The sequence below is a fragment of the Acinetobacter lwoffii genome, from assembly GCF_015602705.1.
In the GTDB taxonomy this organism is placed as follows: domain Bacteria; phylum Pseudomonadota; class Gammaproteobacteria; order Pseudomonadales; family Moraxellaceae; genus Acinetobacter; species Acinetobacter lwoffii_E.
The window spans coordinates 1,691,239-1,704,492 of record NZ_CP059081.1 but is presented as its reverse complement, the minus strand read 5'-3'; the positions used below and the strand labels follow the sequence as shown (position 1 = coordinate 1,704,492).

Here is a 13,254-nt window from a genome sequence, read left to right as displayed (position 1 = left end):
TAGGTTTTCTATGTTTAAAGCAACAGCAGCACCACAAGATCCAATGATTTTGCAGTTTGTGCCCATTTTGACACAAGCCTGTGAAATTTTGCGAGAAGAATATCAGCGTTATTGTTCTGGTGCGGCTTTTGATGTCATCAAAAAAAATGATAATTCTCCGGTGACTCAGGCAGATTTTCGGGTCAATACTTATCTGACCCAAGCTTTGGCAGAGATTTCAAGTTTGCCTTTACTGTCTGAAGAAGGACAGGAGCATGAACGCCGCTCATGGTCAGAATTCTGGTTACTGGATCCGTTGGATGGCACTAAAGAGTTTTTGCGCCAACGCCCCGAATTCACTATTAATTTAAGTCTGGTCAGAGGCAGTTTAACCACTTTTGCCATATTGGCGGTTCCGGAGCAGCAACTGATTTATTTCTGTCCTGAGCAAGGCTTGCCTTATAAATATGATATTCAAACTAGAACATGGTTTGCTTATGCAATGTCTTCGACATCTAAAATGATTGCTGTAGGGCTGAGCCAAAGTAGCCAGCAGAAACCGAAATATCTGGAGTATTTGCAAAGTTTGGCCAAGCTCACGGAATACACCGAATTTAAAGCGGGCAGTGCCTATAAATTTTGCATGATGCTGGAAGATCAGGTTGATATCTATCCACGTTTTCATCCGACCTCGGAATGGGATACCAGCGCTGGTCAATGTATGCTCGAACGGATTGGTGGTGGCCTGGTCGATTTAGAAGGCCGTCCATTTATTTATAATCATCGGGATACCTTGCTGAATGGTGGATTCATTGCCTATAAAAATAATGATATGAAAATTATTGCATTGCAGGCGGTGTCTGACATGCAGGCCGAGCATTGAGCAAAATTCTGAGCGTGTTATAGTGGTACTTAACCTATTACCAATCCAGAGTTGGCTGTAACGTGTCCCTGAAACTGCTTCCACCGAGTATGTTGAGTGCAATTGATTTATTGCCCGATGTACAAACGCCTGTCACCTTATTCACACGGCATTCGATTCGTGAAGATGTTCCGGGGCAGGGTTTGGCAGGCTATGATCTGCAACTGACCAGTCAGGGACGCGATCTGGCGCACGAATGGGGTGCTTATCTGGCTGATCAAACCGATCGCGTGATTCATCACTGTATTTCAAGTCCGATCCAGCGGTGTATTGATACCGCTGCATTGATGATTGAAGGGGCAGATGCGGTTACCCCTGAGCAGAATACCCATCGTATTGAAATTATCGAACAGGGACTTCTGGTGGAGCCTGGCAGCTTTGTGCTGGATATTCAAAAAGCCGGACCTTATTTTGCCAAGCAGGGTGCGCTCGGTTTCATCAACAGTTTTGTCAATAATGCCTTGCCGGGGATGAAACAGCCGATTCATGGCGTAGTGGATGTACTAGAACTGATTTACAACACCCATCCACAAAATAAATATGGGCTAAGTTTGGCCGTTAGTCACGACACCATTTTGGCAGCGATGATTGCAGTGATGTCAGGGCGTCAGGATGTCAGTCGGGAAGACTGGCCAAAAATGATGGAAGGTCTGTTTGTTTGGTTTGAAGGTGATGTATTCCTGGAATCCAAACTGAAATGGATCTGGCGCGGACAGGTACACGAACTGGATATTGCCGATTTTAAACGTTCCCAACTTTCTTAAATCAAGTTGATCTATTCAAAACTCAATTGTTCGAAGCAATTGAGTTTTTTTATTGGGGAGTTAAAAATTATAAAAAGGATGTGGCCTTTCATATTGATCATTCAATAAAAGTCAGGCTAAAACGATAAAAATAAATTCTAAACTGCTTCTTTTACATTTATAGGGTGAAAATTCAATAATGTAAGTATAAAAATTATCTATGCTTAATAAATATAGAAATATTCATCTTGAGGAAAAACCATGAAAATTATCACAATTTTTAGCCTGATCGCGATTTTGGGTTTAACCGCATGTCAAAAGCGGGATACTGACAATACGAAACAGGATAAGACTACTTCGCCATCCTCTATGGATAAAGATCAATAATCTAAAAAGGGAGGTGCGACTTATTTTTTTATCTCATCGTATTGGCAGGATGAGGGGCATCTAAACGGATTGTTTTTCTGATTTCTTGAAATTTCAGGCACAAAAAAAGCCCTAAAAAAGGGCTTTTTTCATTTGCGATTAGTTAGAAGCTAATGCTTTAACTTGCGCGTTCAAGCGGCTCTTATGACGAGCTGCTTTGTTTTTATGGATGATGCCTTTGTCAGCCATACGGTCGATTACTGGAACAAGCGATTTGTACGCTTCAGTAGCAACTGCATAGTCATTAGTGCTGATAGCAGCTAATGTGCGTTTAAGATAGGTACGAACCATAGAACGCAAGCTTGCGTTGTGTTTGCGTGCTTTAACGTTTTGACGAGCACGTTTTTTAGCTTGAGCAGAGTTTGCCACTCGTGCACTCCTTGAAATAGATTGGTCTGGGCGGGCTGAAACTCAACTGAAAACCAACATCAGAGGAATTATCACCAGCCCGTAAACAAGTGCCATATTTTGATTAAACTAAGCACCGAAGTCAAGTCTTGACATGCTTTGACAACATTTTAGATGCAGAAAAATTCTAAAGAAAACGTTAGATTAGTATTCCACCTAGGAGATCGTATAAAAAATGACTAAATCACTGACTCATCCCATCGTGATAGGTGCCACCGGCTTGGTGGGAAAACAACTGATAAAACGTTTGCAAGATGAGCCGACTTGCCAGCAGATTACTGCAGTGGTCAGAAAACATCAAAATGATCTGGATGCTTTGGATAAAGTTCAACAACTGGTACTGGAAGATTTCCTGATGTTGAATGATCAGGATGTCAGCAAGCATAGCCATGGTTTTAGCTGCCTGGGCAGCACCATGAAAAAGGCCGGATCCAAACAGGCATTTTATAGTATTGACTATACCATAAATGCTCACTTTGCAGAACTGTTACAACAAACTTCAGCGCATTACCTGTTGCTGAGTGCAATGGGTGCCGATCCACAATCTCATTTTTACTATAATCGGGTCAAAGGTGAACTGGAAGAATATATACAAACATTGTCCTTGGACAGAATCAGTTTGATTCGACCTTCATTGCTCATTGGTGAACGTCCAGAGCAGCGTTTTTTGGAAGATATCGCGCAGCAGGTTTACCACAAAGTATCGCGTTTTATTCCAGATAGTTTTGCGTATAAGCCAGTGACAGCCGAGCAGGTGGCTCATACTATGGTCGAGGCCGCGCTAACTCAGACGGTAAAATTTGAAATTTATGATAATTTACGCATACAAAAAATGAAATGAGGGGAAAACACCGTGCCTACAGCAGCATTTGTTACCTGTGACTTGTTAGATGATCATCCAGAATTAGAGCTTCAGGTGGTGACACCTTGCCTGGACGGTAAATTTTTTAAGAGTTATGGGGCGCGCAAAACCTTTGGCGGTCAGATTGTGACAGTAAAATGTTTTGAAGATAACTCGCGGGTGAAAGAGTTGTTGGCCACAGATGGAACAGGCAAGGTCCTGGTCGTAGATGGCGGTGCATCCATGCGCTGTGCCTTGATGGGTGACCTGATTGCAGAATCAGCGGTAAAAAATCACTGGAATGGCGTGATTATTTACGGTTGCGTTCGTGATGTCGATGCAATTGCTGAACTTGATCTTGGTGTGCATGCATTGGGGGCTATTCCACAGAAGAGCAATCGCAAGGGTGTAGGTGAAGTTGATATTTCTCTCTGTTTTAGTGGTGTCACGTTTAATGCAGGCGAGTATGTCTATGCAGACAATAATGGTATTGTGGTGTCTAAAACAGCATTAGTGGCTTAATCGGCCGGAATCTGCATTTCTGCATGAAAGAATAACAACAAAACTTATCTGTACCCTGAAAGACAGGATGCCTAGATTCTGTCTTTCATTCATATAAAACAAAAATAGGAAAATACTATGTTGAGTCATCAAATTAAAGTTGTACAAGCTTTGGCCTCTTCAATCGCTGAAGGTGGACGTGGGATGGTGGGTACACCGTTTCCAAATCAGCCTGAAAAAGCCTTGAAGCTCTATGAATACGAGGGTTCACCATTTTGTCGTCGGGTGCGTGAAGTCATGACCTTACTCAATCTGGATTATGAAGTTTATCCATGTCCACGAGGGGGTACTCATTTCCGTCCTGAGGTGCAGCAATTGGGTGGAAAACTGCAATTTCCTTTTTTAGTTGATGAAAATACCGGTGATCGACTCTATGAGTCTCAGGATATTATCGATCATCTGTTCAAGCATTATGGCAAAACCGGCAAAACTCCCAAGAAATATGCTCACTATCCTAAAATTCCAGTGGCTGCAATTGCGGGAACCGTCCTCAATGGTTTACGCGGCGGAATGGTGAATCCCAAGATTAAGGATCGGCCAACACCTGAACTGTTATTAGAATTATGGGGCTTTGAGGCCAGTCCTTATACCCGAATTGTACGCGCCGCTTTGAGTGAACTGGAAGTGCCGTTTGTTTTTCATAATGTTGCTAAAGAGCGCTGGCAAGATTATGGACCGGCCAAATTGCGTTTAAAACCGGGAAAATATGAACCACTACCAGGCGGTAAGCGTGAACATTTGTTTGAAATAATGGGAAATAATATTCAGCTTCCCTATCTGGTCGATCCAAATACAGATACCAAAATGTTTGAATCGGCTGAGATTGTGAAATATTTAAAACAGCAATACGGTACTGCTTAAAGTAGACAGCTCGTATAACTTCAAAAGATTTTCTATCTTGAACTGCCATCTGCTAAACAGATGGCATTTTTTATGTCTATGATATGGAAAACGGGCGTAAGCGTTTCTCGCTGCTTAAAACTTCAGATAATAAAAAATAAATAAATCATGATTTTTAGTGTGATTTTGTTTATATTTTAATCTTAAAGGGGATATATAAAAATAAATATAAGGGGCGTGCTTATGACAGCATCGGAGGCAGTCTTGCCAGTACCAGTATTAATCGTTGAAGATGAATATGTCATCCAGCGCCGTTTAAAAATCATATTAAGCAATCTAGGTTATCAGGATGACGTTCTGTTATTTGCCAATACGGTGAAAGAAGCATATGCCGTTTTGCAGCAACAGCCGATTGCACTGGCCTTAATAGATTTGGGTTTACCGGATGGAAGTGGCATTTCAATTATTGAAAAAATCCGCGAACAGGACGCACAAGCGCTGATTCTAGTGGTGTCTGCCTGGAGTACACAGGATAGTCTGTTTAGCGCAATTCAGGCTGGTGCGACCGGTTATGTGCTTAAAGAGCGCGATGATGTGGAAGTCGCCTTGGCTATTCGCAGTATTTTGCGTGGCGGTGCACCGATTGATCCCTTTGTTGCTCGTGAAATTTTAAAACAGATTTCTATTCCCACCATTTCAGCAACAATAGAGCAAAACAGGTCAGCTGCGGATCAGGAAATGCTGACACAGCGTGAGCAGGAAATCCTGTCCTTGGTTGCGCAAGGTCTGAGTAATCGTGAAATTGCCGAGCAGCTCTATGTGTCGCGCTATACCGTCGAAAGTCATATCAAGCATATTTACCGGAAACTTTCGGTCAGTAAACGTACTAAGGCAGTCAGTACCGCACGGTACTTGGGAATTCTGTAATGTCATCTGGCTGTTCCAGAAGTAGCAAGCAGCAGCGACTGAAATGGATGGGCGTTTTTGTCCTGTGCATCTGGCTCTGTCTGTTCTGTAGGATGAGTCAGGCACAAAGCCATTTTCAGATTAATGATCTTTGTCAGGTGAAGATCGACTATATTCAGAAGGTTCAGGCTCAGGGTCCTACCGAGATGCCGACATCGGGCTGGCAAAGCGTACGTTTGCCGGATAACTGGCAGAACAACTGGAAGAATTATCATGGGGGTGCCTGGTACAAGATTGTCTGGCGCTGGTCATGCCAAGACAACATCCGCCTTGCAGAACCAGTTGCCTTTTCTATTGATTATATTAATTCGGCAGGTGCCGTATTCCTGAATGGTGACTTGCTTTGGTCTGACCGGAACTTGCAAGAACCCTTGTCGAAAAGCTGGAATATGCCGCGTTACTGGGTTTTCCCGATTAGCGGTTTGCGTAAAGACAGTAATGAAATCCTGATTTATGTAAATGGCTACAGTTTCCAAAGCGCGGGCCTGGGCAACATTCAATTTAATAATGTGCTGGTGAATAGCCAGCAGTATCTAGGCAAAATCTGGGATCGCCGTACTGTATTCCAGATTAATATGATTTTCTCTGCCACGATTGGGCTGATCTGTTTCATTATCTGGTTATTCCGGCGTTCAGAAACCACTTTTGGCTGGCTGGCACTCAGTTCACTGTTGTGGATTCTGTTTATTTCCAATGTCTTGACTACAGAAAATTTTCCATTTCGCTCCACGATTTCGGCAGCTAAAGCCGATATGCTTTTTTTATTGCTTATATCCATTGTTTCTGTCTGTATCTGATCCGCTTTGTAAAACAGAAATTTAAGCAGTTGGAGCGAGGATTTATTCTGGTCAGCGTTCTGTCCAGCCTACTGGTGATGATCAGTCCCTTGAATTATCTGGAGCATGTGCTAGGTGGAGTGTTTATCTTCTATGTATTGTTCTTTGTTAGTTGTACTGTGTATATCAGCTATCAGGCCATCAAAACCCGAAATGGAGAATATCTCTTCCTGATGCTGTGTCTCTGGGGAATTCTGCTGTGTGTAGTCATCGACCTGATCATGTTGAACCAAACCAAGATCAATGAATTTTCACCTTTATCTCCCTATACCTCACCGATTATTACCTTGTTTGTCGTGCTGATTATGGGCACACGCTTGAATCGTAATGTTAGGAAAATCGAAAAATTTAATACCCAGTTAGAACGTAAAGTCCAGCAGGTCAGTGCCGACCTGAATAAAAGCCTGAGCGATAAACATCAACTGGAGCTGACGAATGTTCGTCTGCAAGAGCGGATTAATCTGTCACATGAACTGCATGACGGGTTGGGAGGGTCTATTGTCCGTTCTATGATTCTGGTGGATCAAAGTAGCGAAACAGTTTCTAAACAGCAGTTTCTATCCATGCTGAAATTGCTTAGAGATGATCTCAGACAAATCATTGACAGTGGTTCATCTATTGAAAATAAAGTCCCACAAACGCCGGTACTCTGGATTGCACCGGTACGCTATCGTTTTACCCAGCTGATGGAAGAAATGGAGATTGAAGTTGAATGGTCATTTCCAAAAGTCTGGCAGCGTGAACCGACGGCATTACAGTGTTTGACCCTGATCCGGGTGGTTGAAGAAAGTCTGACCAATATCATTAAGCATAGTCAGGCCAATCAGGTAAAAGTCAGTCTGGAATATTCCCAGCCGCATCAGCTTAGCTTAAGCATTCAGGATAATGGCATCGGTTTCGATGCTGAAATGGTGCAAAAAAATGGCCTGAGTATTGGAATGCGCAGCATGAAAATGCGGGTTGAGCGCATGGGAGGATTGTTCCAGATTGAATCTGAACAAGGAGATACGCTGATTCGTGTTGTATTAGAGCTGTATCAGCCTTAATTAGTTAGAATTCTAGACTCTAAAAATAAAAAAGAGGATCATGTGACACTGCTGTCCCATAGTTTGCTTTAAATAAAAAAACCTGAGTCCTAACAGTTAAAATATGAGTGCAAACAAACACTTTAACGACCAGGATTCAGGTTTTGTCACATCAGAATACCGTATTTCATGAGCTAATTAAACCTGTTGTGCGACAGGACCATTGCGGCGATTTATAAAGATCGTTGGAAAGTTGAGCTGTTCTTTAAGGCGATTAAGCAGAATCTCAAATTAAAAGCGTTTCTAGGCCGCAGCAGGAACGCAATTCAGACACAAATCTGGATTGCGATGATCGCCTATTTATTGGTGAGTTTCGCTCAACATTTAGGGAAAACAGGTTGGACAGTTCAACGTTTACTCAGAATAATTCAAGTGAATTTGTTTGAAAGAAGAACTTTAAAAGCTTTATTTTCACCCGATAAAATACCCATAAAACAAGAGGAAGCTCAAATGAGCTTCCTCTTGTGAAAAATTGTGGGACAGCAATGGATCATGTGATCCTCTTAAAATTATTGCCTAAATAGAACCGTGGAAAGATTACTCGTCTTCTGGCGGTGGAACCAGCATCAACACGGCTTCATTTAATAATGCAGCAACATCTTCCAGAATTTCTTCATCAGCGAAGTCTTCACCGAATAACAGCGCTTCACCATCTGCAAGCTGTTTGAGTTTTGCGGTAAATGTCCCAGAGATGCACACACCCTCACCATTTGCCCAGAACAGAACGTCGCCGTCCGTTTCAGTATAAAGCAGGCGTGACGCAGGTTCGAGCATCAGGCTATAGCCCTGATCGAGTGCTTCTTCCAGATCACCTGTACCGATTTCTTCTGCTTCAGGCAGGTTTTCAGGATATTTAGGTTCGGACATCAAGCTCATGATGGCATCTTCGAGAACGTTCGAGTTATGCAGTTGCTGCATGATGTGTTCTTTCAGATATTCCAGCTCATTGCTGCTCACTTCACCGATAGCACCGACTTGATCACGGATGATATCCAGCAATGGGTTACGCAGCGTTTCATTTTCAGAGAATTTATCCCCGACACGATCCATCATGTCACTGACATTTGGCATACGGAAACCGAATGAATAAGTCAGGCAGTCATCTTCAGCTACGCCGTAGTGAGCTAGACCGGGCGGTACATAGAGCAAGTCGCCAGGTGCCAGGACTTCATCAAAGTTCACTTCTATTTCAGGTAATAATTTAAGTGGTTGACCTGGAACGAATGCCGTTTCGGCATCACACATTTGCCCAAGCTGCCAGCGACGATGGCCGTAGCCTTGTACCAGAAACACATCATAGAAATCGAAATGCTTGCCGACTGAACCGCCTTGCGGTGCATAAGACACCATGATGTCATCGCGACGCCATTGTGGAATAAATGGGAATTTTTTCCAAAGTGCCGACAGGTCAAATGAATAGTGATCTACAGCCTGAACCAAAAGCGTCCAGAGCTTGGGCATTTTCTGGAAATCTGCTTTGAGCAAAGGTGAAGATTTCACGCTCCATTGATTCGGATCACGATCTTTTTGCTTGATGAGACGGGCAGTGACATGCTCTTCAAGCGCAAGTTCCATCACATCATTGGGTTCAAGCAAACTGGCGATTTCAGGCATTGCATTACGCACCAGTAAAGGTTTCTTTTGCCAGTATTCGCTAAGGAATTGTTCAGCGGTAATACCGCCTAATACGTCTAAAGGTTGAGACATAGATTACAGCCTGAATTTAAATGGGAGATTAAGGAACCAAAATTTTTAATTCACGAAGAATATGACAGAGCTTGATCATTGGCATGCCCATCAACGTGGTCTGATCTTGTCCGATCATTTCTTCAAACAAGCTGATACCGAGGCTTTCACATTTGAAACTGCCTGCACAATGCAAAGGTTGTTCAATTTCGACATAACGCTCGATTTCGACCTGAGACAGTTTGCGGAACTTGACTTTATAGTGTTCAACCAGACTTTGTTCAAAACCGGTCGATAGCTGCTGCACACTGAGCGCAGTACTAAAATAGACAATCTTGTCCGAGTTGGCTTGTAGCTGGCGAATGGCCTTTTCAGTCGTTAACGGTTTACCAATAAAAATATCCGGCGCACCTTCACGCCATGCCACCTGATCTGAGCCGATCACAATCGCTTCTGGATTTTGTTCAGCAATATATCTGGCTTTCTCAAAAGCCAGTCGTTGTGCCAGATCATCTGCGTGATTTTCCCCGCGATGAGATTCATCAATATCCGGTACCATGGAAATATAATTAATATGCAGACGATCCATCAGCGCTTTGCGGGTTTGACTGGATGATGCCAAAATAATCTGTACAGAATTCATTAGACAGCATATTCCTCAAGAATATTTAACGGCACATAAGCCAGAACAGCTTTGTGACAGGCTTGCAGCTTGATTGGAGGTGCTTGACCTGCTTCATAGGCTTCGACCCAGCGCGTTACGCAGATACACCAGAAATCGCCAGGTTGCAGGCCGGGGAAATCCAGTTCAGGCAAAGGCGTAATCAGGTCATTACCGACTTTTTGAGAAAAATTCAGAAATTCTGAAGTCATTTGCGCGCAAACCGTGTGCTGGCCCAGATCAGTGGTCGCAGTATGGCAAAAGCCATTGCGGAAATAACCGGTAATCGGATCGAAGCAACAGCTGGACAAAGGCTCACCTAACACGTTCAAACGGTTAAGATTTGGATCAGGATGTATCGACATAGGGACTGAATCTAAAAGAGGCTTTTTTCTATCATAACAAAACTTTGGCATTCATAATGTTTTCTGCAAAAGATGCTAACCTTTTTCTGCATAATCATTTAAAATCGCCTGGTTTTAATATCTATAAAGTGAGCTCTACATGAACTTTCAGCGTATGACTGACCTCGATTTAGCAGGTAAACGTGTTCTGATCCGTGAAGATTTAAACGTTCCTGTTAAAAATGGTGTGATCACCAGCGATGCGCGTCTTCGTGCAGCATTGCCAACGATTAAAGCAGCACTAGAAAAAGGCGCTGCAGTCATGGTGTATTCTCATCTGGGTCGTCCGGTTGAAGGTGAGCCTAAAGCTGAACAGTCACTTGCTCCTGTAGCGGCTTACTTGACTGAAGCTTTGGGCCAAGAAGTAAAACTGTTTACTGACTATTTAGATGGCGTTGATGTTCAGCCAGGTCAGGTCGTTCTGCTTGAAAACTGTCGTTTTAACGTCGGCGAGAAGAAAAACAATCCTGAACTTGCAGCAAAATATGCAGCGCTGTGTGATGTATTTGTAATGGATGCCTTTGGTACAGCGCACCGTGCAGAAGCCTCTACTGAAGGTGTAGCGCGTTTAGCGAAAGTTGCAGCAGCAGGTCCTTTATTGGCAGCTGAACTGGATGCGCTTGGCCGTGCACTGAAAACTCCAGAAAAACCAATGGTGGCGATTGTTGCAGGTTCTAAAGTTTCAACCAAACTTGACGTTTTGACCTCACTTTCTGATATCTGTGATCAATTGATCGTTGGTGGCGGTATTGCCAACACTTTCCTTGCTGCGGCAGGCTATAACGTGGGCAAATCACTGTGTGAAAAGGATCTAATCGATACAGCAAAAGCCATTGCTGCAAAAGTATCAGTTCCACTTCCAACTGACGTAGTCGTTACAGATGCCTCTGAAATTAACTTTGAAGATTTCTTGGGTTCATTGGCTGCTGCGAAAGCGACGGTGAAAAACGTTGCAGATGTTGCTGACAACGACATGATCCTAGATGTAGGCCCGGAAACTGCGAAAGCATTTGCAGAAATCCTGAAAACCTCTAAAACCATTCTTTGGAATGGCCCAGTCGGCGTATTTGAAGTAGATCAATTCGGTGAAGGTACTAAAACTTTATCTTTAGCGATTGCTGAATCTGAAGGTTTTTCGATTGCGGGCGGTGGGGATACACTTGCTGCGATTGATAAATATGAAGTGGCTGACAAAATTGGTTATATCTCGACGGGTGGCGGTGCATTCCTTGAATTCGTTGAAGGTAAAACCCTTCCTGCTGTTGCAGTACTTCTAGAACGTGCTTAATTGTATGTCCTAAGCTAAAAAGCTGGCCCAGTGCCAGCTTTTTTTATGTCATTTTTTTGACAGTGAAAATTTACCCTTCATGGCTTCGTCATTAAAATGCAATAAATCTGTCATAAGATGCAGTCATTAAATCACCAAATGAAGAGAATACGTGATGAAAAAACAGTTAACTACGGCAGTATTATTAGCAGCATCTCTGGCACTGACTGCATGTGCAAAACAGGAAAGCGCACCAGAAGCTGAAGCAGAAAGCTCGGCAGCAGTGGCGGATCAGACTGTAACTCCAGAACAGCAAGCCGCCATTGACGCCATTGATCAGCCAATTTTAGATGAAAAAAATACCGATATTCCAGCTGAAGTTGCCAATGCGCCAGCCGATGAAGCGACTGCAGACGAGTCAGTTACTGCGACTTCAGAGCCTGTAGCACCTTAATCTGGCTGATGTGACACAAAATCCCTGCAAATGCAGGGATTTTTTTTAAATAGTGTTATTTGTTGCTGAATTGAAACCTTTGAACATGTAGAATATGGGGCATTCACTGGGAGGATATTATGGCTCTTATTTCATTGCGCCAGCTCTTGGATCACGCCGGCGAACATGCTTACGGCGTACCAGCATTTAACGTAAACAACTTAGAACAAATGCGTGCAATTATGCTTGCAGCAGATGCAACCAATTCACCTGTTATCGTACAAGCATCTGCGGGTGCGCGTAAATATGCAGGCGCTCCGTTCTTGCGTCACCTAATTTTGGCTGCAATTGAAGAATGGCCACATATTCCAGTGGTAATGCATCAAGACCACGGTACGAGCCCTGACATTTGTCAACGTTCAATCCAGTTAGGCTTTTCATCAGTGATGATGGACGGTTCACTCGGTGAAGACGGTAAAACACCAACTTCATATGAATATAACGTTGATGTGACTCGCCGTACAGTTCAAATGGCACATGCGTGTGGCGTATCTGTTGAAGGTGAAATCGGTTGTTTAGGTAGCCTTGAAACAGGTATGGCGGGTGAAGAAGATGGCGTAGGCGCAGAAGGCGTACTGGATCATTCCCAACTCCTGACTTCAGTTGAAGAAGCACGTAGCTTCGTTGCTGATACCAATGTTGATGCGCTTGCAATTGCAGTAGGCACTTCACACGGTGCGTACAAGTTCACGCGTCCACCTACAGGTGATATTCTTGCGATTGACCGCATTAAGGAAATTCACGCAGCACTTCCAAACACGCATCTTGTCATGCACGGTTCAAGCTCTGTGCCACAAGAATGGTTGGCAGTGATCAATCAGTATGGCGGCGACATTAAGGAAACTTACGGTGTTCCGGTTGAGCAGCTGGTTGAAGCAATCAAACACGGTGTGCGCAAAATCAACATCGATACTGACTTGCGTTTGGCATCTACCGGTGCAATGCGTCGTATGATGGCAGAAAAACCAAGCGAATTCGATCCTCGTAAATTCTTCAGCGCAACTGTAGACGCAATGAAGCAAATCTGTATCGATCGTTACGAAGCTTTTGGTACTGCAGGCAATGCAGACAAGATTCGCCCAATCTCTTTAGAGAAAATGGTGTCACACTATAAATAATTCCCAGTGAATCATTTA

At 43.4% G+C, this 13,254-nt stretch carries 14 protein-coding genes and 2 pseudogenes; 12 read left to right on the top strand and 4 right to left on the bottom strand.

Annotated elements, in window-relative coordinates; all coding sequences use genetic code 11:
• Positions 1-10: 10 nt before the first annotated feature.
• The 3 genes from H0S56_RS08215 (at position 11) to H0S56_RS14435 (ending at position 2,031) form a co-directional block, all read left to right on the top strand.
• Complete coding sequence (locus H0S56_RS08215) at positions 11-862, top strand: 3'(2'),5'-bisphosphate nucleotidase CysQ family protein (protein ID WP_195724812.1); 852 nt, start codon at positions 11-13, stop codon at positions 860-862.
• 62 nt (positions 863-924) lie between these two features.
• Positions 925-1,665: a histidine phosphatase family protein gene (locus tag H0S56_RS08210; RefSeq protein WP_085064672.1), complete on the top strand. Its 741-nt coding sequence runs from the start codon at positions 925-927 to the stop codon at positions 1,663-1,665.
• A gap of 240 nt (positions 1,666-1,905) precedes the next feature.
• Entirely contained in the window at positions 1,906-2,031 is a 126-nt protein-coding gene (locus tag H0S56_RS14435; protein WP_004729839.1) for a hypothetical protein, read from the top strand.
• 138 nt (positions 2,032-2,169) lie between these two features.
• Here the strand turns inward: H0S56_RS14435 and rpsT are convergent, their stop codons facing one another.
• Positions 2,170-2,439, bottom strand: a complete 270-nt coding sequence (gene rpsT / locus H0S56_RS08205; protein ID WP_004279868.1) for a 30S ribosomal protein S20 — start codon at positions 2,437-2,439, stop codon at positions 2,170-2,172.
• 214 nt (positions 2,440-2,653) lie between these two features.
• Here rpsT and H0S56_RS08200 point away from each other — a divergent pair, with 214 nt between their 5' ends.
• The 6 genes and pseudogenes from H0S56_RS08200 to H0S56_RS08175 all read left to right on the top strand — a co-directional run.
• Positions 2,654-3,319 carry an NAD(P)H-binding protein gene (locus H0S56_RS08200; RefSeq protein WP_195724811.1) on the top strand — a complete coding sequence of 222 codons (666 nt, stop codon included), beginning with the start codon at positions 2,654-2,656 and terminating at the stop codon, positions 3,317-3,319.
• A gap of 12 nt (positions 3,320-3,331) precedes the next feature.
• A complete protein-coding gene (rraA, locus tag H0S56_RS08195) occupies positions 3,332-3,841 on the top strand; it encodes a ribonuclease E activity regulator RraA (RefSeq protein ID WP_195724810.1) in 510 nt (169 codons plus the stop codon).
• A gap of 117 nt (positions 3,842-3,958) precedes the next feature.
• Entirely contained in the window at positions 3,959-4,741 is a 783-nt protein-coding gene (locus H0S56_RS08190; RefSeq protein WP_195724809.1) for a glutathione S-transferase N-terminal domain-containing protein, read from the top strand.
• Between the two features lie 222 nt (positions 4,742-4,963).
• The gene (locus tag H0S56_RS08185) at positions 4,964-5,647 is read left to right on the top strand and encodes a response regulator (RefSeq protein ID WP_195724808.1); all 684 of its coding nucleotides are present in this window, start codon (positions 4,964-4,966) and stop codon (positions 5,645-5,647) included.
• Positions 5,647-7,568 (top strand): annotated as a pseudogene (locus tag H0S56_RS08180) (sensor histidine kinase). The gene H0S56_RS08185 and the pseudogene H0S56_RS08180 overlap by 1 nt, the downstream one beginning before the upstream one ends.
• Before the next feature lie 186 nt (positions 7,569-7,754).
• Positions 7,755-8,075: pseudogene (locus H0S56_RS08175) on the top strand (transposase); the annotation flags it as partial.
• 69 nt (positions 8,076-8,144) lie between these two features.
• On the opposite strand, the gene H0S56_RS08170 reads toward H0S56_RS08175, so the two are convergent.
• Genes H0S56_RS08170 through H0S56_RS08160 form a run of 3 tightly spaced genes read right to left on the bottom strand, consistent with a single transcriptional unit; the run spans position 8,145 to position 10,319 of the window.
• Positions 8,145-9,314, bottom strand: coding sequence for a ribosomal protein uL16 3-hydroxylase (locus H0S56_RS08170; protein ID WP_195724807.1), 1,170 nt, complete (start codon positions 9,312-9,314; stop codon positions 8,145-8,147).
• 28 nt (positions 9,315-9,342) lie between these two features.
• A complete protein-coding gene (locus H0S56_RS08165; protein WP_195724806.1) occupies positions 9,343-9,936 on the bottom strand; it encodes a Maf family protein in 594 nt (197 codons plus the stop codon).
• Positions 9,936-10,319 carry a DUF2237 family protein gene (locus tag H0S56_RS08160; protein ID WP_004279857.1) on the bottom strand — a complete coding sequence of 128 codons (384 nt, stop codon included), beginning with the start codon at positions 10,317-10,319 and terminating at the stop codon, positions 9,936-9,938. The genes H0S56_RS08165 and H0S56_RS08160 overlap by 1 nt, the downstream gene beginning before the upstream one ends.
• A gap of 139 nt (positions 10,320-10,458) precedes the next feature.
• Between H0S56_RS08160 and H0S56_RS08155 the strand changes: the two genes are divergently transcribed.
• The 3 genes from H0S56_RS08155 (at position 10,459) to fba (ending at position 13,236) form a co-directional block, all read left to right on the top strand.
• Complete coding sequence (locus H0S56_RS08155; protein ID WP_071852145.1) at positions 10,459-11,646, top strand: phosphoglycerate kinase; 1,188 nt, start codon at positions 10,459-10,461, stop codon at positions 11,644-11,646.
• A 154-nt stretch (positions 11,647-11,800) separates the two neighbouring features.
• Positions 11,801-12,079 (top strand): hypothetical protein, encoded by a 279-nt coding sequence (locus H0S56_RS08150; protein ID WP_085064666.1) that lies wholly within the window; start codon positions 11,801-11,803, stop codon positions 12,077-12,079.
• Between the two features lie 119 nt (positions 12,080-12,198).
• Positions 12,199-13,236 carry a class II fructose-bisphosphate aldolase gene (fba, locus tag H0S56_RS08145; protein WP_004279853.1) on the top strand — a complete coding sequence of 346 codons (1,038 nt, stop codon included), beginning with the start codon at positions 12,199-12,201 and terminating at the stop codon, positions 13,234-13,236.
• Positions 13,237-13,254 lie beyond the last annotated feature (18 nt).